The 25,481-nt window shown below is 56.7% G+C and carries 19 protein-coding genes; 14 read left to right on the top strand and 5 right to left on the bottom strand.

Annotation, left to right across the window (positions count from 1 at the left end; all coding sequences use genetic code 11):
* The first annotated feature begins 9 nt into the window (after positions 1 to 9).
* From OUO13_RS16185 to OUO13_RS16225, 9 genes are all read left to right on the top strand, one after another.
* On the top strand, positions 10 to 864 hold the full coding sequence (locus OUO13_RS16185; protein WP_283174930.1) for an ABC transporter ATP-binding protein: 855 nt from the start codon (positions 10 to 12) through the stop codon (positions 862 to 864).
* A gap of 4 nt (positions 865 to 868) precedes the next feature.
* Positions 869 to 1,897: a FecCD family ABC transporter permease gene (locus tag OUO13_RS16190; RefSeq protein WP_283174931.1), complete on the top strand. Its 1,029-nt coding sequence runs from the start codon at positions 869 to 871 to the stop codon at positions 1,895 to 1,897.
* A gap of 14 nt (positions 1,898 to 1,911) precedes the next feature.
* On the top strand, positions 1,912 to 3,009 hold the full coding sequence (gene cobT, locus OUO13_RS16195) for a nicotinate-nucleotide--dimethylbenzimidazole phosphoribosyltransferase (protein ID WP_283174932.1): 1,098 nt from the start codon (positions 1,912 to 1,914) through the stop codon (positions 3,007 to 3,009).
* A gap of 1 nt (position 3,010) precedes the next feature.
* Positions 3,011 to 3,952, top strand: coding sequence for an adenosylcobinamide-GDP ribazoletransferase (cobS, locus tag OUO13_RS16200; RefSeq protein ID WP_283174933.1), 942 nt, complete (start codon positions 3,011 to 3,013; stop codon positions 3,950 to 3,952).
* The gene (cobU, locus tag OUO13_RS16205; protein WP_283174934.1) at positions 3,949 to 4,494 is read left to right on the top strand and encodes a bifunctional adenosylcobinamide kinase/adenosylcobinamide-phosphate guanylyltransferase; all 546 of its coding nucleotides are present in this window, start codon (positions 3,949 to 3,951) and stop codon (positions 4,492 to 4,494) included. The genes cobS and cobU overlap by 4 nt, the downstream gene beginning before the upstream one ends.
* Before the next feature lie 4 nt (positions 4,495 to 4,498).
* Entirely contained in the window at positions 4,499 to 5,158 is a 660-nt protein-coding gene (locus OUO13_RS16210) for a histidine phosphatase family protein (RefSeq protein ID WP_283174935.1), read from the top strand.
* A gap of 84 nt (positions 5,159 to 5,242) precedes the next feature.
* Positions 5,243 to 6,739: a cobyric acid synthase gene (locus tag OUO13_RS16215; protein WP_346429369.1), complete on the top strand. Its 1,497-nt coding sequence runs from the start codon at positions 5,243 to 5,245 to the stop codon at positions 6,737 to 6,739.
* The gene (gene cobO / locus OUO13_RS16220) at positions 6,736 to 7,341 is read left to right on the top strand and encodes a cob(I)yrinic acid a,c-diamide adenosyltransferase (RefSeq protein ID WP_283174937.1); all 606 of its coding nucleotides are present in this window, start codon (positions 6,736 to 6,738) and stop codon (positions 7,339 to 7,341) included. Before OUO13_RS16215 ends, cobO begins: the two co-directional genes overlap by 4 nt.
* Complete coding sequence (locus OUO13_RS16225) at positions 7,341 to 8,255, top strand: cobalamin-binding protein (protein ID WP_283174938.1); 915 nt, start codon at positions 7,341 to 7,343, stop codon at positions 8,253 to 8,255. The genes cobO and OUO13_RS16225 overlap by 1 nt, the downstream gene beginning before the upstream one ends.
* Before the next feature lie 252 nt (positions 8,256 to 8,507).
* On the opposite strand, the gene OUO13_RS16230 is transcribed toward OUO13_RS16225, so the two are convergent.
* Positions 8,508 to 9,569 carry a TRAP transporter substrate-binding protein gene (locus tag OUO13_RS16230; protein WP_283174939.1) on the bottom strand — a complete coding sequence of 354 codons (1,062 nt, stop codon included), beginning with the start codon at positions 9,567 to 9,569 and terminating at the stop codon, positions 8,508 to 8,510.
* A gap of 571 nt (positions 9,570 to 10,140) precedes the next feature.
* On the opposite strand from OUO13_RS16230, the gene OUO13_RS16235 reads away from it, so the two are divergent.
* The 4 genes from OUO13_RS16235 (at position 10,141) to hrpA (ending at position 19,674) form a co-directional block, all read left to right on the top strand.
* Positions 10,141 to 13,116, top strand: coding sequence for a S8 family peptidase (locus OUO13_RS16235; protein ID WP_283174940.1), 2,976 nt, complete (start codon positions 10,141 to 10,143; stop codon positions 13,114 to 13,116).
* Positions 13,113 to 14,009: a hypothetical protein gene (locus tag OUO13_RS16240; protein WP_283174941.1), complete on the top strand. Its 897-nt coding sequence runs from the start codon at positions 13,113 to 13,115 to the stop codon at positions 14,007 to 14,009. The genes OUO13_RS16235 and OUO13_RS16240 overlap by 4 nt, the downstream gene beginning before the upstream one ends.
* 203 nt (positions 14,010 to 14,212) lie before the next feature.
* On the top strand, positions 14,213 to 15,544 hold the full coding sequence (locus OUO13_RS16245; protein WP_283174942.1) for a DUF5610 domain-containing protein: 1,332 nt from the start codon (positions 14,213 to 14,215) through the stop codon (positions 15,542 to 15,544).
* Between the two features lie 197 nt (positions 15,545 to 15,741).
* Entirely contained in the window at positions 15,742 to 19,674 is a 3,933-nt protein-coding gene (gene hrpA, locus OUO13_RS16250) for an ATP-dependent RNA helicase HrpA (protein WP_283174943.1), read from the top strand.
* Positions 19,675 to 19,963: 289 nt separating this feature from the next.
* Here the strand turns inward: hrpA and OUO13_RS16255 are convergent, their stop codons facing one another.
* The 4 genes from OUO13_RS16255 to OUO13_RS16270 form a co-directional block, all read right to left on the bottom strand.
* Positions 19,964 to 20,809, bottom strand: coding sequence for an alpha/beta fold hydrolase (locus OUO13_RS16255; protein WP_283174944.1), 846 nt, complete (start codon positions 20,807 to 20,809; stop codon positions 19,964 to 19,966).
* Positions 20,757 to 21,470 (bottom strand): TorF family putative porin, encoded by a 714-nt coding sequence (locus OUO13_RS16260; protein ID WP_283174945.1) that lies wholly within the window; start codon positions 21,468 to 21,470, stop codon positions 20,757 to 20,759. Before OUO13_RS16260 ends, OUO13_RS16255 begins: the two co-directional genes overlap by 53 nt.
* A gap of 127 nt (positions 21,471 to 21,597) precedes the next feature.
* Positions 21,598 to 22,701: a DUF2817 domain-containing protein gene (locus OUO13_RS16265; protein WP_283174946.1), complete on the bottom strand. Its 1,104-nt coding sequence runs from the start codon at positions 22,699 to 22,701 to the stop codon at positions 21,598 to 21,600.
* Between the two features lie 91 nt (positions 22,702 to 22,792).
* Positions 22,793 to 24,403, bottom strand: coding sequence for a methyl-accepting chemotaxis protein (locus OUO13_RS16270; protein ID WP_283174947.1), 1,611 nt, complete (start codon positions 24,401 to 24,403; stop codon positions 22,793 to 22,795).
* A 268-nt stretch (positions 24,404 to 24,671) separates the two neighbouring features.
* On the opposite strand from OUO13_RS16270, the gene xni reads away from it, so the two are divergent.
* Positions 24,672 to 25,463 (top strand): flap endonuclease Xni, encoded by a 792-nt coding sequence (gene xni / locus OUO13_RS16275; protein WP_283174948.1) that lies wholly within the window; start codon positions 24,672 to 24,674, stop codon positions 25,461 to 25,463.
* Positions 25,464 to 25,481: the final 18 nt, after the last annotated feature.

The following is a 25,481-nucleotide window of genomic DNA, read 5'->3' on the forward strand; positions in this document are numbered from 1 at the left end:
GTAATTATCATGTCGTTGTTATCTGGCTCTGAACCGGGTCTGAACGCCGAAGGCGTATCGTTCTCGGTAGATGGTCGTGCGATTTTGCAGGCGGTCAGTCTGCAGTTGCCGGCGGGCCAGGTATTAGGTCTGCTCGGCCCGAATGGCGCGGGCAAAACCACTCTGTTACGTGCCCTGACCGGGCAACTCCCCTGTGAAGGCCGCGTAGCCTGGATGGGCCGTCCATTGGCGACCATGCCGTTGGCCGAACGTGCCCGTCAGATCGCCATTGTGAATCAGCTGAATGATCCGGTTCTGGCGCTGAGTTTGCGCCAGGTCGTTCAGATGGGCCTGTTGCCGCATCTATCGTTGCTGGGGCGTCGCAGCCCGGATGATTTGCAGCGGGTTGAACAGGCTCTGGCCCGCGTTGGGCTATCCGATCGTGCCGATCAGCGGTTTGTCTCTCTTTCCGGTGGTGAACAGCAACGGGCCCTGATTGCCCGCGCGCTGGTGCAACAGGCACGTCTGATTGTGCTGGATGAGCCGGTCAATCACCTGGACGTGTATTACCAGCACGATGTGCTGACACTGCTGCGCACGCTGGCACATGAAACCGGCCTGACGGTGGTTATGAGTCTGCACGATCTTAATCTGGCGTCCATGTACTGTGATCGTCTCGCGCTTCTGCACGAGGGGCATTTGCGTGCTTTCGGCAGCGCCAGGGAAGTTCTTGTGCCCGAGCTTTTACAACGGGTATTTCGTTTGCCCTGTGTGGTACGTGCTTATGATGGCCTGATGCGGGTGGATTTTTGTCCATCCTCAGTGGGTGTTAGTCAAATTCTGATTCAACCATCGGTGATCAGCGCCGATGGGCAGGTGAAATAGGTTAATGGTGGTTTCGCAATTATCGGTTCTGCTGAGCGGCCAGCGTCGCTGGTGGGCGATGGGCCTGCTGGCCCTGGTGTCGGTGTTTTTATCGCTGGGGTTTGGTTCTGCCAACATTGAGCAGGTGTGGTCGTGCCTGATTGGCAGCTGTTCTGATCCACTGCAACAGATGATCTTCTTTGATATTCGTCTGCCACGGGTGATTGCCGGTTTTATGGTGGGTGCTGGGCTGGCCGTTGCCGGTTCGGCCTTGCAGAACGTTACCCGTAACGGTCTGGCTGACCCGTATCTGTTTGGTGTGGTTGCCGGTGCTGGCCTGGGTGCCAGTGTGGTTACCATGTTGCCGATCATGCTCGATTGGCCGGATGTGGGCGTGCGGGCTTCGGTGGCCTTGCCGGTCGGTGCGTTTACCGGTGCCTTGCTGGCCGTTCTGATGGTGCAGGGGCTGGCGGTGAGTGCACTGGCGCGCAGTACGGAACAACTGCTGTTGGCCGGAGTGGCCATTTCCCTGATGCTGGGTGCTCTTACCCACCTGATCCTGTTTATTGGTGAGCCGTTTGCCGCCAACCAGGTGCTGTTCTGGCTGATGGGTAGCCTGAGCCGCATAGAACCGGTGAATCTCTATGTGATTGCGCCGGTGGTGATGATCGGCAGTGCGGTGTTGCTGGTGTTGGGGCATCGTCTGGATGCCTTGCTGCTGGGCGATGACAACGCCTTTAACCTTGGGGTTAACGCCACCAGTTTGCGCAGTCTGACCCTTGTGTTGTGTGCCGGTCTGACCGCGGTGATTGTGACCTATTGTGGTGGCATCGGCTTTGTTGGCCTGATGGTGCCGCACATTGTGCGACAGTGGTTTGGTGTAACCAGTCGTACTCTGATTGTTGGCTGTTGGTTGTGTGGTGGTACTTTCCTGGTGTGGGTGGATGTGATTGCCCGTTCTATCGTCACCGGTCAGGAGATCCCAATCGGGATTATCACCTCGGCGATTGGCAGCATGTTTTTCTTGCTGGTAATGCGCCAGCAACGTTCCTGAGTACCGGAGTTTCGATGCATCCTGATTTTCAACCGGCAGCCGTGGAGCTGGTGCCGGGTCTTCCTGAAATTTTGCCTTTGGATGAGGCTCTGTTACCCGGTATTCGTGCCCGAATTCTGAACAAGACCAAGCCGCCTGGCTCGCTGGGTTATCTGGAAGATCTGGCCGAACAGATTGCGCTGTTACAGGGCTCACCTGAGCTGCTGCAATTGCGTGCGCCGATCATGCTGGTGTTTGCCGCCGACCACGGTATTGCCCGTAATGCGGTGAGTATTGCCCCGCAGGCGGTTACTCGTCAGATGGTGCTGAACTTCCTTAGTGGTGGCGCTGCCATCAACTGCCTGTGTCAAAGCTCGGCCATGCGTTTCCGGGTGGTCGACGCCGGTATTCTGGAGCCTGTGCGCGTGAATTCCGAATACCTGCGAGTACAGCGGATTGCGCCAGGAACCGAAGACTTCTCCCGCGCTCCTGCCATGAGTGCAGACCAGTGCCGTGCCGCCCTGATGGCCGGTGTGCGGATTGCCAATGACGAAATCGACGCCGGTGCTGGCGTGCTGGGTTTTGGCGAAATGGGCATTGGCAACACCAGCTCGGCGTCGGCGCTGCTGGCGCTGGTGGCCGGTTTGCCCGTGGACGATGTGGTGGGTCGTGGCACCGGTATTACTGATCAGCAGTATCGCCTGAAGCTCGATCTGATCACTCAGGGGGTGCAGCGTGTGCGGGGTGCTTCCATGGACCCGGTTTCTGCGATGACGGCACTGACCGAAGTTGGTGGCTTTGAAGTGGCGCAGATCACCGGAGCCATGCTGGGCGCGGCCGCGCGCAACCGCGTTATTCTGGTCGACGGTTTTATCGTCAGTGTTGCGGCTTTGCTGGCGGTTTGTATCAACCCGCAGGCCCGTAGCCGGATGGTGTTTGCACATCGTTCCGCCGAACGTGCTCATGTGATGGTGCTTGAACTGATGCAAGCCCGCGCCTTGCTCGACCTCGACCTGCGCCTCGGAGAAGGCACCGGTGCGGCGCTGGCGCTGCCACTGCTGCGTGCCGCCTGTATTTTCTATAACGAAATGGCCACCTTCGACAGTGCCGGTGTTACCGGGGTGGAAGTCTGACGTGAACTGGCGCTACTGGCTGGAATCCCTGCGTGATCGCTGGCTCGATGGTCCGGAACGGCCGGGCTCCGGGCTGTCCGGCTTCTGGTTCGATTGCCGCGACTGGCTGGCGCGCCGCTGTTCAACGCTGGCGTTTATGGCCAATTCCCGCTCGGGCGCGGCGGCGGTGCTGAACCGTATCCGTCTGGCGCTGGGTTTTATGACCCGCTTGCCGGTGGGTCAGCAACTCGATTACAGCCCTGATCTGATGCATCGCTCCTTGCCATGGTTCCCGCTGGCGGGCTGGGTGCAGGCGTTGTTGCTGATCAGCCTGTGGGCGCTGTTGCAGCCGTTGCTGGGCACACCGGTAACGCTGGTGCTGATGCTGATCAGCAGTCTGCTGTTAACCGGCTCGCTGCACGAAGACGGTCTGGCTGACTGTTTCGACGGTTTTTACGGCGGCTTCGACGCCGAACGCAAACTCACCATTATGAAAGACAGCCGTCTCGGTACTTACGGCAGTGGCGCGTTATTGATGTCGCTGATGTTGCGTTTCTGTTTGTGGCTGGAGCTGGCGGCGCAGGGGCAATTGCTGCTGGCGCTGCTGGTTGCCTGTCCGTGGTCGCGGGCGTTGGCGGTTACCCATGCCCAGGACCTTCATTATGTTTCCTCCCATAACAGCAAAAGTGATCCGCTGGCGCGGCCAATGACGCGCCCCATGCTGGCGCATTTGCTGGGGTTAGGCGCCATTGGTTTGCTGTTGTTGCCGTGGCCGGTATTGCTGGTTGTGCTGGTGGCATCGGCCTTGTGGCGACAGTTCCTGAAGCGCTGGATGTATCGTCACATCGGTGGTTTTACCGGTGACAGTCTGGGCGCAGCCCAGCAGTTGCAGGAGTTGATGATTCTGACTCTGTTGCTGGCCGCATCAACGACCGGCTGGTTACCAGCAGGAGGTGCCTGGTGATTCATCTGGTATTGGGTGGTGCGCGTTCGGGCAAATCACGTCTGGCGTTGAACCGCGTATTGGCTGCGCATGAAGCAGGGGCTGGTTTGCCACAATCCGGTGAATGGCCGCGTTATTTCGTGGCCACGGCAACCATTCTCGATGACGAAATGAACGCCCGTATCGAACGTCACCGTCAGGAACGTGATGCTGGCTGGACCCTCGCGGAAGTGCCGCTGGATCTGGTGGGCTGGCTGCGTGAACACGGCCAGCAGCCGGGGGTGATTCTGGTCGATTGCCTGACTCTGTGGCTCAACAACCAGTTGTATCACTTTCCGGATCAGGATTTTCCGGCGCTGTTTGCCGATCTGCTCGACGCCTTGCGGCGTTCGGTTGCGGATGTCTGGCTGGTGTCCAACGAAGTGGGGCTGGGCATTATTCCCATGGGGGAAATCACCCGCCGTTTTGTTGATGAAGCCGGGCGTCTGAACCAGACCCTCGCCGCTGGTGCCGACACGGTGACACTGGTGGTGGCCGGTTTGCCACTGGCACTGAAGGGCTGAGCGGATGGCCGACCACTCTGGTGTTGCTGGTGTGAATGAATCCGCCACCTTGATTGATCTGGTGCGCCACGGTCGCCCCGATGGCGCGTCGGCCTTGTACGGCCATACCGATGTAGCGTTGTCGGAACAGGGCTGGCGGCAATTGCGCGGTGCCTGTTCGGGGTTAATGCCAACGCGAGTGCTGAGTTCGCCATTACGTCGGTGCGCTGACTTTGCCCGTGAGTTGGCCGGGCAGCGTCAGTTGCCGTTACAGCTATTGCCCTTGCTGCAGGAATACGATTTTGGCGATTGGGACGGGATTCCGTTCGATCAGTTGTTAGGCGAGTACGATCCGCACAGCCCTGACTGGCAGTTGCTGGAAAATTTTGGCCGTGCTCCGGCTGAATTTGCACCTCCTGGTGCTGAACATCTGTACGATTTTTATCGGCGGGTGGAATCTGGCTGGCAACAGCTGGTCAATGAACATCGGGGCGAGCAGGTGCTGCTGGTCTGTCATGCCGGGGTGATCCGGATGATTCTGGCGCAGCTGTTACCGGTGGACTGGCGCGATGGGCGCTGGTTTTCGGCACTGGATATTGCCTACGGCAGCCGTACCCGTATTCGTATTGGCCACTGGCCCGGTGCGGTGCCGGTGGTTGAATGTATTGGTGTTCGCACGGAATAACGGTTTGACGGGTTTATGGTTACCCGCCGGCCACATGGTTCAAGGAAATAACAGGTGAATAGCTGGAAAGCAGCCAACACGCTGATGGTGCAGGGCACCACGTCGGATGCCGGTAAAAGTTTGCTGGTGGCCGGTCTGTGTCGTTGTTTTAACGACATGGGAATGCGCGTTGCGCCCTTCAAACCGCAGAACATGGCACTCAACAGTGCCGTTACACCGGAAGGCGGCGAAATCGGCCGTGCCCAGGCATTACAGGCAGTGGCGGCACGTGTCGCGCCGCATGTGGATATGAACCCGGTGCTGCTCAAGCCCAACACCGATACCGGTGCCCAGGTGATTATTCACGGCAAGGCCGTTACCGATATGGAAGCGGCGGCCTATCACGACTACAAACGCACCGCCATGAAAGCGGTGCTGCAGTCGCATGAGCGCCTGTCGGCGGCGTATGAGCTGGTGGTGGTCGAGGGGGCGGGCAGCCCGGCCGAAATCAATCTGCGTGATCGTGATATTGCCAATATGGGCTTTGCCGAAGCGGTCGATTGTCCGGTGATTATCGTGGCCGATATCGACCGGGGTGGGGTGTTTGCCCAGCTGGTCGGTACTCTGGAACTGCTGTCGCCGCTGGAGCAGGCGCGGGTGATGGGCTTTGTGATCAATCGCTTCCGCGGTGACATCGGTTTGTTGCAGCCGGGCCTCGACTGGCTCGAAGCGCGTACCGGCAAGCCGGTGTTGGGGGTGTTGCCGTATCTGCACAATCTCGGCGCGGCGGCAGAAGACTCCATCGACGTGCAGCAGAATGTTGATCGCAACGATATTCGCTTGCGTATCAAGGTGCCGGTGCTGTCGCGTATCAGCAATCACACCGACTTCGATATGTTGCGCCAGCATCCGCAGGTGGAACTGACCTATGTAGGCCAGAACGAACGCCTGGACAACGCCGACCTCATTATTGTGCCGGGCAGCAAACACGTGCGGGCCGATCTCGATCTACTGCGCCGTTGCGGCTGGGCCGACGACATCGCGCGCCATCTGCGTTATGGCGGCAAGGTGTTGGGGATTTGTGGTGGTTACCAGATTCTCGGTCAGGAAATTGCCGACCCGGACGCCATCGAGGGCAAGGGTGGCACCAGTGCCGGTCTTGGATATTTGCCCATTCGTACCCGTATGTACCCACAAAAAGCCTTGCTGAACAGTCAGGGCCAGCTCTGTTTTGGTGGTGAGCCGGTGGCCGTGAAGGGTTACCAGATTCACGCCGGACGTTCCGAGCTGTTGCCGGAACTGATGCCCGCCAATACCGAAATCCAGCCGTTTGCCGAACTGGATGGTGAAGGCTTTGATGGCTGCTTTAGCGCCGATCATCAGGTCGCGGGCACCTATTTGCACGGTTTGTTTGATTCCCCTGACGCCTTGCAGCGCATCCTGCGCTGGGCTGGTGCCGACACCAGTCTGCAAGCGGGTTATCAGGACCAGCAGGAAACTGCACTCAATCGTATTGCCGCGGCCTGTCGGGATCATCTCGACCTCGCCCGGATTTTGTCATTTACGGCCTGTCAGGCCCCGAACGCAGGAACTGTGTCATGACCGACCAGAATCAGGACCATCAGGATCACAAAGCCAAAATGCAGGCCACTAAGGCCGAAGTGGATGCCCGTGTGGCCCAGGCCCGCGAAAAACGCGGCACCATCATTGTTCTGACCGGTAACGGTAAAGGCAAAAGCAGCTCCGGTTTTGGTACCGTGCTGCGCTCGGTGGGTTATGGTCTGAAAACCGGTGTTGCCCAGTTCGTGAAGGGCAAATGGCCATGTGGCGAACGTGAATTGCTGACCAAGCTCGGTGTGCCGTTCCATGTGATGGCGACCGGTTTTACCTGGGTGACCCAGGATCGTGACCTGGATATCGCCGCCGCTGAAACCGTGTGGGCGGGCTGCAAGGAGTTTCTGCAAGATCCGTCTATTCATCTGGTGCTGCTGGACGAACTGACCTACATGCTGACCTATGGCTACCTGGATACCCAGGAAGTGCTCCGTTATCTGCAAGAACGTCCGGTGGAGCAGACTGTGATCATCACTGGTCGTAACTGCCCGCAGGAAGTGATCGATATTGCTGACACCGTCAGCGAGATCAAAGCTGTTAAACACGCCTTCGAAGCCGGTGTAAAAGCACGTCGCGGAGTGGACTGGTAATGCTGCGTTTTATCCCCAGTCGACGTTTGTTGCTGGTGATGATGCTGGTTGCCGCGGCTGGTGTTGCCATGGCATCGGTATCGGGGTCAGTGCAGGCCGATGCTCCTCCGGTCAGCCAGGACAAACCTCCGGTGCAGCCTCCGGCCAAACGGATTGTGGCGTTGGCTCCGCATATCGTTGAACTGCTGTACGCGATTGGAGCGGGGGATACTATTGTTGGCACCACCGAATACGCCGATTACCCGGAAGCCGCCAAGACTATTCCGCGTATCGGCTCCTACGCGGGCGTGCAAGTGGAACGGGTTCTGGAGTTGCAACCCGATCTGGTACTGGCCTGGAAAACCGGTAACTCGGTCGCTGATCTGGCCCGTATCGAGGAATACGGCTTGCGCGTGGTGTATTCCGACCTCAAACACATGAAAGATGTGGGTGATGAAATTCGCATGCTGGGTGAGCTGACCGGCCACCAGCAGGCTGCAGAACGGGAAGCCGCCCAATACGAACAGCATCTGGCCGAGATCAAGGCCCGTTATGCGGGTAAACGCCGGGTTAAAGGTTTCTACGAATTATGGTCAAGACCGTTAACCACCGTGGCGGCCAATGCCTGGCCCCAGCAGCAGCTGGAAATCTGTGGCGTCGACAACCCATTTGCCGGTGGTGTTGATGATTACCCGCAAGTGGGTCTGGAACAGGTGCTGGTGACCATGCCGGAAGTGATTATCCAGCCGGACCAACACAGCCGTGCCAGCCCGGATGCGGTGGATTGGGGCGTGTGGCCGCTGATTCCGGCGGTAAAAATGGGTGCGATTTTCCACCCGGATTCCGACAAATCACACCGTATGACCCCGCGCACGCTGGACGAAATGGAAATCCTCTGCGAAGAGGTTGACCAGGTCCGCCAGCAGCTGCAGTAACCCTCTCGCCAATACCCAAATCCGTTCGACGGACCGTCAGTTCAGTTAATGGGCTGGCGTCCGTAGGCACTGGTGTAGGCGCTTAATAAAGTCTGCTCTGCCAGTGTGAGTGTGGGAAGCGTAGTGGGACGATTGATCTATCGGAATACCGGGCTGGATGGGAAAGCGTTCAATAAAAAGCCCGGGCTTTTTAGCCCGGGCGCAGACGCCTGTTACCCGGCAACTGACGTCCAAGTCGGGATAACGTAACGTTTATTCGTTGCTGGTAGTCTTTTGGCCAACCTGATCGATGTATTTCTGGATCAGGTTGCTGGCTTTGGTGTACAGAGCCTTGCCGTCTTCACCATCGGCCGTCATGTCGGCAATCCATGAGTCTGTGACTGGCTGCATGGCTTTCTTCCATTTGGCGGTTTCGTCCGGGGTCAGGGTGTAGAAGGTATTGCCTTCGGCCACTGCGGCATCACGACCGTCTTTTTCAGACTCATCAAACAGCTGGCCAATGTGTTGCGCCAGTGCCATACCAGAGTTGTCGTCGATTACTTTCTTGAGATCGGCTGGCAGCTTGTTGTACGAATCCTTGTTCATGCTGAACAGGAAGAAGTTTACATACAGGCCACGGTCGCCAACGATTTCGGTGTTTTTGCCAGCCAGCTGATGAATTTTCATCGGCTTGACCACTTCAAACGGCAGTACAGCAACGTCAACCACACCTTTGGACAGGGCGGATGGCATCTGGGTGACTGGCATAAAGACCGGGCTGGCACCCAGCAGGGTGAAGGCTTCCGAGATTTCCTTGTTCGGTGCGCGTACTTTCATGCCGTTGAGGTCTTCGGCGGTACGGATTTCCTTGTCACGCGAGTGCAGCGAGCCTGGGGCGTGAGTGTGAACGGCCAGAATATGGACGTCGCTCAATTCATCCTTCATTTCCTCTTCGGCATACTCCTGCAGCGCCATACTGGTGGCTTCTGCATTGGCCGGGATAAACGGCAGTTCAAAGGCACCGGCTTTCGGGAAACGGCCCGGCGTATAACCACCTACGGTCCAGGACATATCGACCACACCGGTACGGGCCTGGTCGAACAGTTGTGGTGGTGTACCACCCAGCTGCATGGCTGGGAATACATCAATTTTGATACGACCGTTTGATTCCTTCATGACCTTTTCGGCCCATGGCTGCAAGAATTTCTGATGCGCCATCGACATTGGTGGCAGGAAATGATGGAGCTTGAAGGTGAATTCGGGCTCGGCTGCCTGGGCCGGCAGAACAGCAGCCAGGGTGAGGCCAACAGTGGCTAACAGTTTCTTGAATTGCATCATGGTCACCAGTCTTATCGTTATTGTTTATAAGCCCAACAATCAGGCTGGGCTGAAATTAACATATGAATTAAATGTTTGGGCTAGACCTTGGTGGATGTCAGACGCGAATGTCCCAAATTGTTCCAATTGGTGTTTGAAAAATGCCAGTACTGGCAAGGAATGGGCGTTTCCTATACCCGGGTTGTGCCGTTGAATACTGGGCCGTTATATCCTGATTCAGCCAAGCCAAGCCCACCCAACGCAAATCTGTCACGAAACATCTGCAGTTAATGGCCGTTCTGAAGGCTCGCTTTGTACTGAGTGTTTACGCAATGATGGTGTACTGCCAGCGACGCTGGATGTCGCATAAACCCGGTAACGACGTGGTTTGACGGATGTTTTCAGGTTTTTACCGTGCAAAAAAAGGGCAGATTCGGCTGGCCGACAAGGCTCAAAGGCCCAGAATAATGCGATTTGTCAAAATAAATGATTGTCCTACACTTTTTTTGAATTCAGAACAGTTGACGGCGGTTACCGAGGAATTTACCTTGCGCTGGTTTTCAAATATTGAACCAGGGATGACACAAATATGAAACGCTACCTCATTTGTTTACTAATGGCGTTGTCTGGCACGGTAGCCTCTCCATTCATTTATGCCGCTCCGCCGCCGGGGGTTGCCAGCACGGCGCACGAGTCCCGCTTTATTGTGGTGTGGAAAAACGCCACCGCCAAAACCAAAGCGACTGCCAACCGTACGTTTCAGGTCAATTCTGAAAAGCCTCTCAAACATCTCGATTCCATTGGCGTTTACGAAAAATCATCGGGTCAGTCCCTGAAAGATGCCATGGCGGCCATGCAGGCGGTGGATGGGGTTGAAGCGGTATATCCCGATAATCATATCGAGCCCTTTCAGCTGCCGAACGATCCTTCATTCGACGAATTGTGGGGCTTGAGTCAGAGTAACGATGTAGACATCAACGCGCCGCTGGCGTGGGATAGCTCAACCGGCAGCGACACCGTTTATGTGGGTGTAATTGATACCGGTGTGGATGTCAGCCACGAGGACCTGGCGGCCAATATCTGGACCAACCCCGGTGAAATTGCCGGTAACGGCATTGATGACGACGGCAATGGCTGGGTCGATGATGTGCATGGTGTTGATACCCTCAACTACGATGGCACACCGGAGGACGATGTCGGTCACGGCACCCATGTGGCCGGTACAATTGCAGCGGTGGGCAACAACGACATTGGTGTGGCCGGGGTAACCTGGAATACCAAAATCATCCCCTGCAAGTTTATGGACGAGTTTGGCGGTTACGACTCCGGCGCCATCGCCTGTCTGGATTACATGCTGACCCTCAAGGCCGACAAGGGTCTGGACATTATTGCCACCAACAACAGCTGGGGCAGTTACTCCTTCAGCCAGCCCTTGTACGACGCAATCCAGTCCCACGCCAATAACGGCATTCTGTTTATTGCTGCAGCCGGTAACGATGCCGTCAATAATAATCAATACTCGTCCTATCCGGCGTCTTACAGCAACGCGAATATCATTGCGGTGGCGTCACACGGCCGCACGGGTGAACTCAGCTCCTTCAGTAACTATGGCAGTGGCGTGGTGGATATCGCCGCGCCGGGCGAGGACATCTACAGCACCGTTCCGGATGATCAGTACGCTTATTACTCCGGTACGTCGATGGCGACCCCGCATGTAACCGGTGCTATTGCCTTGTTACGCGCAATGTACCCCGACAGCACCGCGCTGGGTTTGCGCAGCCTGCTGCTCAACGCCGGTGTGGATCGCACAGATTTTTCCGGTCAGACCGACTATGGCCGTTTGCGTCTTGCCAATAACGATGGTTCCGGTGCCATTGCCTGTGGCACCGATATTCTGATTTCACGTATTGAGCCCTTGAACGCCCATACCGATGTATCGATTGGTACCTCGGTGCTGGTGCGGTTCAGCAGCTCCCGTTGTGGTGAAGCAGGTTCGCCGGTGGTATTACATTCCAGCAATGGCGAAACCCTGACCCTGACCGATGACGGTGAGGGCGCTGATGCTGTTGCCAATGACGGAATTTTCTCGATTTATATCCATGTTGACTGGAGCGGCTCTCGGGAATTTGTGCCCGAGGGTGACGAGGAAGAGACCTTTAACCTCAATGGTCTGGTGCAGCCGGTGGTGACCCAGGTTTCTTACCGTTGGGAAACCCCTGTCAGTACTACCGCGCTGGCGTTAACCGATGACAGCTATGCCGCCATTCCGCTTGATTTCGATTTACAAAGCCCGAACGGCACCATTACCACCCTGTATGCCAGCTCCAATGGTCTGGTGTTTGGCTCAAACGACGTCACCAGGGCCTATCAGAACCTGCAGATGCCATTTGATTCGTCCGAGGAGTTTTACTCGCCGTTCTGGGCTGACCTGACGCCATCAACCGGGACGGAATATCGTTATGGGGTGGTGGGCAGTGCTCCCAGCCGCAAACTGGTAGTGGAGTTCAGTAATGTTTACTTCTACGGCGTGTATACCGGTGATGCCACGGTGACCTTCCAGGTGGTGTTCAGCGAAGACTCGCCGGTGGTGTATTTCAACTATCAGGATGTCACCGTTGACAGCTACCGCAGTGGTGGTGCCACCGTGGCGGTTGGTTACCAGCACGATGGTTATGGAGAAACCTGGAGCCGTAACAGCGCTACCTTATCCGACAACATGAGTCTGATGGTGGCGGTGCCCGGCGTGATCGACACGGCACCGGAAATTTACAGCGTAGAGACCAGTGGTATTGCGCGGGTTGGCTATCCGGTTACCGTTACCCTTGATGTTCCGGCGACGAATCCGGACGGAACCGTGCTGGAAGTGGATATGGGGGATGGCAGTGGTTATCGCGCCTACAGCAGTGACACACCCTTTACCTACACCTATTCAGAAGCCGGTGTTTACACCCTGGTTGGGCGTGTGACCTACGAATCATCCTACAGCATGGCCAGCACCAGTCTGTCGATTCTGGCCTTGTCCGATCTTGAGATGGCACTGATTGATGAAGCTCGGAATACCGCCATGGAGGATATTCTCGCGGCACCGGATGAATACGGACTGATTACCCAGGCAGAAGCGGAGCAAAGCCAGACTGATGCGGTAGCCGCCGCCGAAACTGCAACTGCCGCCGCAACGCTGACAGCAGTAACCAGTAATCCGCAAGACTACGGACTGATCAGTCAGGCCGATGCTGAAGCCAACAGTGCGGCGGCGGCCGCGGAGGCTGCCGCTGCTGCCCGACAGGCGATTCTGGATGATCCGGAAGCGGTTGGTCTGACCACTATTGTGAACACCTCCGACGAGATCGGCGCGCTGGCGGCGGGCACTCATCTGGTCGGAGCCTCGACTGACATTACCAACCTTGCCAGTTTCTTTGGCGATGTACGGTTTGTATGGGTGTTCCAGGATGGCGTATTCAAGGGCTGGTCGCCCGATGCCGACCTGCTGACCCGTTTGCAAAACTCCGGTTATGGCGTGCTGACTTCTATCAGCGCAGGCCAGGGATTCTGGGTGAGCAAATGAAAACGTTACTGACGATTCTGATGTGTTGTTGTGTGCTGGCCGGTTGTGACAAAGGCCCGAAGAGTTCTGGCTCCTCAACCGTCAAAACCCTGTCCGGTTTTGGCAGCAAAGGTATTGTGCAAAACGGCGTGGTCAAACTGTATCGGGTTGTGAATGGCGCGGTGGGGACGGTGATCGCCACCACCACAACCGCCGACGATGGCTCGTTTGCACTTGCTCCGGCCGAGGCGGATCTCACCTCCATGGTGTGGTTGGAATTGCGTGGTGCCGAAGACGGCTCAACCCGGGTGCAATGTGACCTCGCCAGTTGTGGTGTGTATGCCGATAGCAGCAATGACGACCTCAACGATAATGGTCTGGTGGATGTCGGTGAGTGGGTCAACGTCGATAGCAGCTTTCGTATGACCGCTTGGCTGGTCTGGAGTGGTAATGAAACGGCCATCAGCATTAACCCCGTTACCCACGCCATCGCCAGCCAGTACAGTAGTGCTCCCAGCGCCAGCACGCTGGCTGCCCAGTATGCCGCCGTGCAGGAACAGCTCGGTTTGATGGTATCGCCGGCTCATCTGCCTGTGCTGGATGTGTTGACCAGCGATGATACCGCTGGCCTGCAAAACCAGTTGCTGGCCGCCGCTGTAGCCAGTGTGTACGGCAGTGATGCTGAAACCATCGAGCAGCAACTGACTGCTGTTAGTACCGGCGTGAGTACTGTGCCCATGCGTGAGCAAAGCCTGACGCGGATTTCCGAGCGCGCACTGGCCGTTGCGCGGCGGCTGCCCGAAAACACCCGCGCTACGCTGGTCAGCCATCTGGATGAAGTGAACCAGAATGCGGCGGATAGCGAAAATCGTTTGTCGGCGGATGATCTGCCCATGCTGCCACCTCTGCAGTAATCCCTGCTGTAATCCATAGACTCTGCGCTGTTCAGGCGGCTCTGCTGGCGGTTTGGCGGATGGCCTGACAGCCGCAGAGCATCAGCCGACCACCGTTGGTCGGCTCGACATCTCAAGAATCATGAACTACCGCCGTTAAGAACAGGATCGGGCTACGGCCTTGCACCGCCAGAAGCAGTTTTGCTGCATAACGAGGTGACGCCATGATCAACTTTCCCAGCGGCTACTCCAGTCTGTTAAATCCTTCGCGCACGGCCAATACCGTTGGCAACGGTTCGGCCGTGAACTCGTCGGCTAATACTTCCAATACGTCTGCCGGGGCGTCGGGCACCGCAGCCGGTATCGCCGATACCAGTTCGATTGGTGGGCTGGTGCCCAGCGGTGAACGTCAGGACGCGGCAACAACCGCCAGCCGGATTCTCGATTTTGTCGCCAGCGGTATTGATCAGTTGCGCTCGCAGGGCGCGTCCGATAGTCGTCTGGAGCAGCGTCTGCAGGCAGCGCGCGAAGGGGTTGCCAAGGGATACGATCAGGCCACCGATATGCTCAAGGCCATGGGCATGCTGGATGACGGCCTCAAGGCGGATATCGCTGCTTCACGGGCGCTGGTGGACAAAAGCCTCGAAGACCTGACCTCGCTGGATAATCGCGCGGCGCTGTTGCAACAGGCGCAGGCCGATGCACTGGCTGCCGGGACGTCTGCGACTGGCTCGGCTGCTACCAATTCTTCTGCAGCCAATTCTTCTGCGAATCCGGTCAGTGGCAGCCGTTATACCAGCAGCTATTCCAGTCGTTATTCGAGCAGCTATTCGAGCAGCAGCTCGGCCAGCCTGTCGCAGACCTCAGTGAATAACAGCCAGCAGGGCGGTTACAGTCGTCAGCAATCAGTGCTGGCGCAGGACAACCGCATGTCGATGGAAGTCATGACCCGCGACGGCGACCGGGTAACCGTTTATTTCGGCCAGCAGTCCGCCATGATGAGTGACCAGACCCGCAACGGAAACAGCAGCAGTTTCAGCTTCGCCGCCATGCAGGGGCAGAGTTACCAGCTCAGTGTGGAAGGGCAGCTGGATTCCGGTGAGCGTGATGCACTCAACAGCCTGTTTGAGCAGGCCGGTAATCTGGCCAGCCAGTTTTTTGGGGGTGATCTCGGGCGGGCACTTGAGCAGGCCATGAATCTCGATTACGACGCCACTGAACTGGCGTCATTCAGCCTCGAATTACGTCAGAGTACCTTCGCCCAACGCAGCCGTTTTTATCAACCACAACCGGTGGAGCTGCCAACAACGGAACTGCAAAACCAGAAATCTCCGCTGCTGAATTACCTCGACAGTTATCTGTCGGCGCTGGAAAAGTTTAATACCGGCCCGATTGCCGACAGCGCCAGCTTACTGGACGACATGGTCGAACAGCTGATGGGCAGCGACGACAGCCGCATGCCGGTGTTCCGCGATTTTAACCAGGCACTGCGCCAGCAACTGGCGAGCCAGCTCCAGCCAACAACGACGGCAGGTACTAACAACATCGGCCAGTAACAGCGGCCAGTAACAGGTCAGTAGTAGTCCAGTAACCGGCCGGTCACGGACAAAAGACTCTGTTCAGGCTGGCGTTTGCAACGGGTAATCCCGCCATTCCGGGCGTGTGCTGTCGCGTCCGGATTTTCTTCCCGCCGCCGAAACCCTTACACTGTCGCCCTTTGTTTGGCTGTATTCCCTGATCGAAGGATTTCTCCTTGCATTCTGATGTAGCTTCCACCGCTTCCGCGCCGTCTCCTGAACTCGACCGCCAGGCCCTGCACCGGGCTATTGATCACTGCCTGATCAAGGATCGTCATCGTCTGCGTCGGCAGGTGAGTGATCTGGTGGAGTTGCACAAGCAACAGAAACCACTGGCTGAGTCATTGACCAAATTGCTGGCCCGTATCGAACAAAGCCAGCAGCAGGTCAAACTGCGCAGTGAGCCGTTGCGCCTGTTGTATCCGGATTTGCCGGTGTCCGAGCGCAAGGACGAAATTCTTGAAGCCCTGAAAAAACATCAGGTGGTGGTGGTGGCCGGTGAAACCGGTTCTGGTAAAACCACCCAGCTGCCCAAAATCTGTATCGAAGCCGGTTTCGGGCGTTATGGTCGCATTGGCCACACCCAGCCACGACGGCTGGCCGCACGAGCGGTGGCTCAGCGTATTGCCGACGAACTGCAGGTAGAGCTGGGTACGGCGGTGGGGTATCAGGTTCGATTCACCGATCAGAGTGCCGAGAACACCCGCGTCAAACTCATGACCGACGGTATCCTGCTGGCGCAGACCCAGCACGACCGTTTCCTGAATGAATACGACGTTATCATCATCGACGAAGCGCACGAACGCAGCCTCAACATCGACTTCCTGCTCGGTTATCTGAAGCAACTGCTGCCGAAACGCCCGGATCTCAAACTGGTGATCACCTCGGCCACCATCGACGTTGAACGTTTCTCGCAACACTTCGATAACGCCCCGGTGATTCAGGTGTCTGGCCGTACCTTCCCGGTGGAGGTGCGTTACCGCGCGCTGGTGCGTACCTCGGAAGAGGAAGAAGACCGCAGCCTGTTCGAAGGCATTTACGATGCCCTCAGTGAACTGCGCGCCGAAGATAAATCATCCGGTATGCCGGGTGACGTGCTGGTGTTTTTGCCGGGTGAGCGCGAAATTCGCGAATGTGCGGAATATCTGCGCCGTGCCGGTTTGCCGTCGACCGAAGTGCTGCCGTTGTATGCGCGTTTGAGCGCCGGTGATCAGCAGAAAATCTTCAAACCAACCGGTGGTCGACGGGTTGTGTTGGCTACCAACGTCGCTGAAACCTCGTTAACCGTGCCGGGCATCCGTTATGTGGTGGATTCCGGTGTCGCGCGTATCAGCCGTTACAGCTATCGCAGCAAGGTCCAGCGGTTGCCGGTGGAAGCGATTTCCCAGGCCAGCGCCAACCAGCGGGCCGGTCGATGCGGCCGTACCGCGCCGGGTGTTTGTATTCGTCTGTATGAAGAATCTGACTTCCAGTCCCGTGACGAATTTACCGATCCGGAAATCCGCCGTACCAACCTCGCGGCGGTGATTCTGCAGATGCTGCATCTCGGCCTTGGCCGCCTGCAGGATTTCCCGTTTGTGGATGCGCCCGACGAGCGTTTTATCAAAGACGGTTTTACCCTTCTGCAAGAACTGGAAGCGGTCGATAACAAACAGAAAATGACCCAGATTGGTCGGCAGATGGCACGTTTGCCGGTCGACCCGCGTCTGGCGCGTATGATGCTCGAAGCCCAGAAACAGGGCGCGCTGAAAGAAGTGCTGATCATTGCTGCTGCGTTGACGGTGCAGGATCCGCGTGAACGTCCGCCGGAGAAACAGCAGCAGGCCGACGAGAAGCATCGCCTCTGGGCCGATGAAGACTCGGATTTTGCCGCGCTGATTAACCTCTGGAATGCCTGGGAAGAAACCCGTCAGGAAGAATCCCAGAGCCAGTTGCGCAAGTGGTGTACCAAACACTTCCTCAATTACATGCGGATGCGTGAATGGCGCGATATTCACCGCCAGCTGCATTTGTTGTGCAAGGAACTGGGCCTGACCGAAAACGAAGCGGGAGCAGGTTTCGAAGCCATTCATAAATCGCTGCTGGCCGGTATGCTCAGCCACATCGGTTTTAAAGGCGAAGGGATGGAATATCTGGGCGCGCGCAACCGCACCCTGCACCTGTTCCCGGCCTCCAGCCAGTACAAGAAAAAACCGAAGTGGATGATGGCCGCCGAGCTGGTGGAAACCAGCCGTCTGTTCGCCCGTATGGTCGCCAAAATCGAGCCTGAGTGGATCGAGGAAATCGGCCGACCGCTGCTCAAATACCAGTACTTTGAACCGCACTGGGATCGCAAGCGCGGTCAGGTGGTGGCGTTTGAACAGAGCACGCTGTACGGACTGATCGTGAATCCGCGCAAACGTGTCAACTACGCCCTGACCCATCCGGAAGAAGCCCGCAAGCTGCTGATCCAGGATGGTCTGGTGGCGCAGCAGATGGACACCAAGGTCGAGTTTTTGCGTTACAACCGCGATCTGATCGAGGAAGTAACCGAATACGAAGAGAAGTCCCGTCGCCGCGATCTGGTGATCGACGACAACTATCTGGTGGCGTTTTACGAAAAACACCTGCCTGCCGATATTCTCAGCACCCGCCATCTGGAAAGCTGGTACAAGGCGGCTACCAAAGCCCAGAAAGATGCTCTGAAACTCACTCGCGAAGAGTTGCTCAGCAGCGCCGCAGCCGGTATTCGTGACGCCGATTATCCGTCTGAGCTGGAGTGGCAGGGGCTGGCGTTTCCGCTCAGTTACCGCTTTGCCCCAGGCGAGGAAGACGACGGCGTCAGTCTCAGTGTGCCGGTGGCCATGTTGCAGCAAGTACCGGCTGATCAGGTTGAATGGCTGGTGCCAGGCTTTGTGGGTGAAAAACTGGCGGCCATTATCAAGGGCCTGCCAAAGGTGGTGCGCAAGCTGTTTGTGCCGGTGCCCAACACCGTGGATGACTTCCTGCGCGGTGCCAGCCCGGACAAAGGCGGCCTGTACACCCAGCTGCTGGCCTATCTGAACCGCATCGCCCGTCCGCAGGTGATCACCATTGAGCAGCTGCGCGAAACCGAGTTAACCCCGTATTTCCTGATGAATATCCGCGTGCTCGACGGCAACAAGCTGCTGGCACAAAGTCGTCATCTGGACACCCTGAAAGCCGAGTTCAGTGAACTCAGTCAGGCCAGTATCCAGGGTATGGTGCGCCACAAGCTGCAGCGCGACGAAGTATTGCGCTGGGACTTCGGCGACCTGCCAGAAGTCACCCAGTCGGAAGTGAACGGCCTGCCGGTGCGGGCATTCCCGTGCCTGAAGCGCAAAGGCCATGATCTGGAAGTAACGGTCGAAGCCGATGCCGCGGTCGCCCGTCAGAACCACCGTCGGGGTCTGGTGCTGTTGTACCGCAAAACCCTGTTCGAGCAGGAGCGGGTGCTCAAGAACCTGATCCAGAAAAAGATGGGTGCCAAGTGGCTGCAAGCCAAAGGTATGGGCACCCAGCAAACCCTGACCGAAGAACTGCTGGAGGCCATGTTCCAGCACGTGTTTGTGCCGCTGGATCAGCCGTTGCCATACGAAGAAGCGGAGTTCCAGAAACGTCTGGAGCTGCGCAGCCAGGTAGTGCCGTTTGGTGAACAGCTGCTGGAGCAGTTCAGTCAGTGGGTAACCCTGCGCCACAAAATCCTCAAGGATATGGGCGGCAAGGTCAGCCTCGACCGCGCCATGGCCTACAGCGACATCAAGGCCAACCTCGAACGTCTGCTCAAAACCGGCTTTATGCTGGATGCCAGCTGGGATCGTTTGAAGTGTTTTATGCGTTACCTGAAAGCCATGGAATACCGTATCGACAAACTGCAGGGCAACCTGCCGCGCGACCGCCTCGGTATGGTGGAGTTTGCTTCGGTGTACGAGCCGTTTGTGGCCTATACCAAAGACAAACCGCTCGATGAACCGTCTGACCTCACCGATTTCCGCTGGCTGCTGGAAGAATGGCGGGTATCGCTGTTCGCCCAACCGCTCGGGACTCAGGAACCGGTATCACTCAAGCGTCTGGAAAAACGCTGGGGCGAGATTATCGGCCAGGTGCGTTGAGATCCTTGGGAAGGATGTCCAGATGATGCCTCTCTGGGCTTCCGAGAGGGTGGTGACTCGGTGTCGCCGGTTTTTGACGTAGCCCCAGGGGGTAGTTATGAGGCTCATCAAACCGGCTTCGCGATTTGTTGGCATTTCAGGTCGGCGCCGGGTTATGCAAAGGAACCTTTGGCAAAACTTCTTGAGACGGGGTAGTTTGCCTGAAGAAATGAACCCAAAAACTGGCGATGTTGTGTTGGGTATAAACTGCCTGTCATGGTGCGGTATCTGATTCTGGAGCGCTCAGACTTTATACTATTCTGGTATCCGAGTTGGCGGTTGATTGTGCGATGCGCTCCAGCAGCCATGCCGGGTCTTCCAATGGCAGGTCGTGTCCTGCGGTGGTATGGCAGTGCAGCGGTTTACGCCAGTGATCGGCGATGCGTTCGCTTGCTCGTGATGACACCAGCCGGTCGTGCTGGCAGGTGTAGATAAACGTGCGTTTGATCGGTGCCTGTTCGAGCCCCTGATAACGACTGGCTGACCAGATTTGCGTCAGGGTGTTGCGCCAGCCTTGTGGGTGTTGCCAGGCGAAGCGAATCCACTCTCCAAGAACATCGGCCGGAATACGCTGATTTACGGTGGCTGCCAGAATGGCGGCCTCCAGCGCTGCGGGGTTGAGGCGGGTGGTGATGGCGACTTTCAGCAGTTCGTACAATGCCAGTGGTCGCATACGTTCCCAAGGGCTGCTGTAACGTCCGAAACTGGTGTTGATCAGATGCATTTCGGCGATTTCGTGCGGGTACAGCCGTGCCCATTCGGTGGCGATCATGGCGCCCATGGAGATCGCCAGCAGATGCACCTTCTGGTCCTGCGCCAGCTGCGGTAATACCTGTGCGCGCAAATCTTCCATCATGGCGGTGATGCCATTTGGGGTTATGTCGTGGCTGCGTTCGCCGTTCCCTGCCAGTTCAGGCTGCAGGATGCGATCAACCCAGGGTTGCTGGGCCAGCAGGTGGGGGAATTTATGCCAGTGAAAACGGCTGCGCAACAGTCCGCGCAGCAGCACCCAGGTGCGCCCGCGGACGTTAGTGGTCTGTTGCTCAGAACAGATCGAAGTAACGGTGGATTCCGAACTGGATAATGGTACCGGCATCGTACTCGCTTGTGAGATTGGTGCGTTCAAGACTCAGGCGGTAATCATACTTGTTATAAGTGCGTTCGCCTGCAATACGGAAGTGCCAGTATGTCGAACGATTGTTACCGCCAAAGTTGTAGTCATCGTTAACTTCGAGGTAACGATGCTGGGCGGTATAGAACTCGATACCAAACGTGTTCAATGGCAGGGTGTAGGCCACTTCAACGGTGCGTTTGGCAAAATCGCTGCCCAGATATTTGGCGCTTTGGCGCCAGCCCAGTGTCAGTCGATCGTTATAGAGGGCGCGGGCGAAGGTTTCGGAGTAGTCCTTTTCATTGCCGTAGCGATCACCCTGGAAGGTGTAGCGGGTAACACCGGCATCCACTGCAATGTCGTCGGTCAGCGGGATATACCAGCCGGCGAACAGGTCCCGTTCGTAATGACCGGTTTCATACTGGTGTTTGACTTCAGAAGCGGCAATACCGCCGTAAAGACCGGATGAGTGCGTGTAATCAGCACCGGCCTGGAATGCGTATTCACCGGCGGTGTAGCTGATACCGTCACGCATATACTCGGACACCAGACCGATATTGGCCTGACCGCCAGCCAGGCTGGCCGAGCTTGCCAGCAGTGCAGGAGCAGAGGCTGCAAGGATTGCCAGGGTACGAACGGGAAGCATGAGGCGATTCTTTCTCTGTACGGGTTAACGGAACATGTCAGACCGGTGTGGGCGTTACAAGTTGCCGACCGGATGAAATCGGCCGGTATCATAGCGGATTTCCGCGTTCAGTGTTGTCCTGATTGTGTCAGCCTCCCAGTAGAGTGCTTTTGTTGCTGACCATGATGGGTTTGGGTTCTGTGCTTTCCAGATGCGGATACCAGCGATTCAGCGCTTCCATTTGTGCCTGTGCCCGCCCGGTCTCGGTCTGGGGCAGCCAGTTTTCAGCGTTGAGAAGGGCTGACATCAGGAAATCCAGCAAAATGGTGTGACGGCGCAGGATTCGCTGATGCCGATGTGGCAGAACCGGGTTAAATAAACTGTGGTAATGAAACAGGTGCGTCGGGTTCTTGCGCACCCACAACCATGAGCCCATCTCCAGTGTCATGGGCAGAAATACGCCGTCGGGTTGTTGCTGATGATAACCATCGTACAGGTAATCCCAGACGTCACCGCTGGTGGTATAACTGTGCGCCTGCGGCTCAAACAGATACTGGTTGTGATGTGGGTAGGTGTGCTCAAACAGGGTGGTCAGTGCCCATGCCTCACCAATGGCTGGCCACGGCTGAAAACTGCGCGCATACGGAAACCAGATACGATCACGAGTGCCAAAACCTGAGTGGCAATCGAGAGACAGGCATAGCTTCTGGTTAAACAGGGTCTTGCTGATGACATCGGTCAGCGCCTGGTTTTCAGGCTCCATAGGAGAGCCTTTTTTGCCTCGATACCAGGGCAGGTGGTGACTGATGCGTTGGCCGCCGACCAGAAACGGTGTGCGTTCCTCGCTGTCGACGGGGGCGTTACGCATCAGGTCGACGCCATTCGGGTTGCAACGGCTGTTGGTCCACATACCACCCGGGTTGACCAGCGGGATCATGATGATGCGCAGGTTATCCAGCTGACTGGCGTAGGTCGGGTCCCATTCGCGACGGCGGATCAGCATTCTCAGCCAGGCCAGCAATACCTGGGTGCCAATACGCTCGACGCCGTGAACGCCACCGATCAGAGCCAGAGTTGGTGCCTGTGGCGCACGTGAGCCAAGCTCAAGGGCATACACTGGTAATTGCTGACCTGCGTGGCTGACATGAACCGGCACCGACACCCGTAGTAGCTCTTGCCCCTCGCGGATAATGTCCTCAAGCTCCAGTAACTCTGGCAGTGCCTGACGAACAGCGTGGCGTCTGGTGGTCATACCTGGCTTCTCCTGTCTGATGATCGGCGACGGTCATTGGTTGCCAAAAAATGAGGCGGCCGCAGCCGCCTCGATGGACCGTCAGGTGACACTATAGGTGGTAGGCATTGACGATACGTTTCATTGAGTCGGATACCTTGGTCAGTTCATTGGCTTGACGGGATGTCTCGGATGCTGCCTTGCTGTTTTCTTCTACCATCTGCGCCACGCTTTCGACTTGCTGGGCAATCGAGTTGGTGGCTGCACCTTGCTCGCGAATGGCGTTGGAAATGTCTTCAACGAGCGATACGCTTTCAGATGCCACCCGGCAGATTTCGGCCATGGTGTCATTGGCTGCACCGGCCCCTTCGACTCCCTGTTCAACCTTGGTAATGGCTTCTTCCATGCGTTTGACGGCTGAGCGCGATACGCCCTGGATGGCAGTGATGATATCGCTGATTTCCTTGGTGGAAGTGGCTGTACGGGCAGCCAGACTTCTCACTTCGTCGGCGACTACCGCAAAGCCACGACCCTGTTCTCCGGCACGAGCAGCTTCAATCGCGGCGTTCAGTGCCAAGAGGTTGGTTTGTTCGGCGACGGAGCTGATGATGTTGATAACGCTTTCAATCTCACGTCCTTTGGCATCCAGCTGACGAATATCGCTGGCGGCACTTTCTACGGCATCGGCGATAGCGTGAATATTGTTAACTGTTTTGGCGATGACGTCCTGGCCTGCACTGGCCTTCCGACCCACTTCATTTGACTGTTCGCTGGTGGTTCTGGCCTGGTCAGCGACATGGTTGATGCTGACCGTCATTTCTTCGACCGATGCGGCCATGTGCGCCGAGGAGGAACTTTGTGAGTTTGATCCTTCGGACACTCTTTCGGCCGCATTTTGCAGCTGATTGGCGGTGGTATAGACCGTATCAACTCCTGTCAGTATGTCGCGCAGGCTGCTTTGCAGGTGTTGCACCAGCCCATTAAATGCACGCAGCATTTCAGCAATCTCGTCGTTGCCTTTGGCTTCGGCTCGCAGGGTGAAGTTGAGAGTTTCCCGGATTCGACCTATGGTGTTTTGCGCTGATGTCAGACCGTTGTGCACCTGGGTGTAAATCATCAAGCCGATGCCGATCAGAATCAGTGCGGTAGTCACGGCGACGGAAACCAAAACCCAGACTGCGTTTTCAAAATTTGCCTGCCCGATCTTGTCCGCAGCGGCGGCCAACTCTTCGTTGTAAGTGATATTGGCGGTCAGATCAGTCGACACTTTTTCAGCGATTTCGATAAGTTGCGAAAGCGCCGCCGTGGCTTCCTGATTCTTGTTGGCACGAGACAGCTCCAGTGCCTTGTCAGCCAATACCATATACTGGTTGACGCCATTTTGGGCGGTTGTGAACAGCTGGCGGTCCTTCTCATCTGAAAACAGCTGCTGATATTCTGTGATTTCGCTGTCAAGATGGGTTCGAGTATCGGCGATACGCCTGTCGAGGGTTTGCATTTCTGCATCCGAGGTGGTCAGGATGTGGGCTCTGATGAGCACCCTCAGTCGTAGAAATTCGGCGTTGGCGGTATTGAGCGTGTTCAGGCTTGGCAACGTATTGTCCATGATGTAGCGCATATTCGCATTAAGCTCTACCAGTCGACTGTAGCCAACGCTAGTGATAATGACTGCGCCCAGTAATCCCACCACAATCAACAGAGTGAGTCTATGAATGATTTTCATTGGTTGCCTCAAATGGAATGTTACGACCTCTCTTCAGAAGTCTGGTGCAGGCTTTGTGTTCTCGCCAGTGACCGACTGATTTATTGTGAATTTTATAAAAATCAGGTCTGGGTTATGAAACCAGGGACACTCTGAATAACTCTGCACAGCTCTGCGCACCGAGTTATTCAGAGGGTCCCTAGGCCGCGTGTATCTGTGATGATGCGCTTTGCTCAGGTTTGCAGTTGCGAATGTTCTGAGCCTGATCAAATCAAGGAGAAACATACCCGTGCAATTACTACTGGTTGATGCCATGAATCTGATTCGCCGGGTGTACGCTGCCGTGGCGGATCGGGCCGCCAGTCTGGAAGCCACCGCCAGTCGATCGCTGGCCATTATCGGTACTGCAGCCGAACAGCTTGGCTGTACCCATGTGGTGGTGGTGTTTGAACGTCAACAGCAAACCTGGCGTCACGAGATCTGGCCGGACTATAAAAAAGGTCGGCCGCCTATGCCGGAAGAATTGGCCAAAGGCCTGGCAGGCTTGCGCCACCAACTGGAACTGGCTGGTTTGTGTTGTATCGAAATCACGCCGTGGGAAGCTGATGACGTGATCGCCAGTCTGGCCGACAAGGCGGTATTCAATTCGGTGCCGGTGGTGATTCTTTCCACCGACAAGGGTTTCTGCCAGCTGGTGAATCCGCGCCTGCGTCTGTGTAACCACTTTGATCGGGTAGTGCTGGATCAGGCCGCCGTTGAAGCCCGTTATGGGCTGCAGATACATCAGCTGGTGGACTTCTGGGGCATGACGGGTGATACCACCAATCATCTGCCTGGCGTGGCCGGTATTGGTCCCAAGGCAGCGTCGGCCTTGCTCGATCAGTACGGTACACTTGATCGTTGTTTGTTATCGCTGGATCAGTTGCCTGAACGGCAGGGCAAGGCGTTGCGTGAACAGTGGCAGCAGGCGTTATTGACCCGTGAGCTGGTCAAGTTGCGGACGGATGTGCCGTTGGGCATCAATCTGCACGAATTACGCTGGCAGCCACAGGGCGCGCGGCGCAATAGTCCGGTGGTTTGAATTTAAACGATCGTTTGA

Source organism: Parathalassolituus penaei (assembly GCF_026626885.1).
Lineage (GTDB): Bacteria > Pseudomonadota > Gammaproteobacteria > Pseudomonadales > Oceanobacteraceae > Oceanobacter > Oceanobacter penaei.

What these genes read in the sequence shown, in the direction of transcription:
- OUO13_RS16185 (WP_283174930.1), top strand. Translation starts at nt 10, where the DNA reads ATGTCGTTGTTATCTGGCTCTGAACCGGGTCTGAACGCCGAAGGCGTA.
- OUO13_RS16190 (WP_283174931.1), top strand. Translation starts at nt 869, where the DNA reads ATGGTGGTTTCGCAATTATCGGTTCTGCTGAGCGGCCAGCGTCGCTGG.
- cobT (WP_283174932.1), top strand. Translation starts at nt 1,912, where the DNA reads ATGCATCCTGATTTTCAACCGGCAGCCGTGGAGCTGGTGCCGGGTCTT.
- OUO13_RS16210 (WP_283174935.1), top strand. Translation starts at nt 4,499, where the DNA reads ATGGCCGACCACTCTGGTGTTGCTGGTGTGAATGAATCCGCCACCTTG.
- OUO13_RS16215 (WP_346429369.1), top strand. Translation starts at nt 5,243, where the DNA reads ATGGTGCAGGGCACCACGTCGGATGCCGGTAAAAGTTTGCTGGTGGCC.
- cobO (WP_283174937.1), top strand. Translation starts at nt 6,736, where the DNA reads ATGACCGACCAGAATCAGGACCATCAGGATCACAAAGCCAAAATGCAG.
- OUO13_RS16225 (WP_283174938.1), top strand. Translation starts at nt 7,341, where the DNA reads ATGCTGCGTTTTATCCCCAGTCGACGTTTGTTGCTGGTGATGATGCTG.
- OUO13_RS16230 (WP_283174939.1), bottom strand. Translation starts at nt 9,569, where the DNA reads ATGCAATTCAAGAAACTGTTAGCCACTGTTGGCCTCACCCTGGCTGCT.
- OUO13_RS16235 (WP_283174940.1), top strand. Translation starts at nt 10,141, where the DNA reads ATGAAACGCTACCTCATTTGTTTACTAATGGCGTTGTCTGGCACGGTA.
- OUO13_RS16240 (WP_283174941.1), top strand. Translation starts at nt 13,113, where the DNA reads ATGAAAACGTTACTGACGATTCTGATGTGTTGTTGTGTGCTGGCCGGT.
- OUO13_RS16245 (WP_283174942.1), top strand. Translation starts at nt 14,213, where the DNA reads ATGATCAACTTTCCCAGCGGCTACTCCAGTCTGTTAAATCCTTCGCGC.
- OUO13_RS16255 (WP_283174944.1), bottom strand. Translation starts at nt 20,809, where the DNA reads ATGCCGGTACCATTATCCAGTTCGGAATCCACCGTTACTTCGATCTGT.
- OUO13_RS16260 (WP_283174945.1), bottom strand. Translation starts at nt 21,470, where the DNA reads ATGCTTCCCGTTCGTACCCTGGCAATCCTTGCAGCCTCTGCTCCTGCA.
- OUO13_RS16265 (WP_283174946.1), bottom strand. Translation starts at nt 22,701, where the DNA reads ATGACCACCAGACGCCACGCTGTTCGTCAGGCACTGCCAGAGTTACTG.
- OUO13_RS16270 (WP_283174947.1), bottom strand. Translation starts at nt 24,403, where the DNA reads ATGAAAATCATTCATAGACTCACTCTGTTGATTGTGGTGGGATTACTG.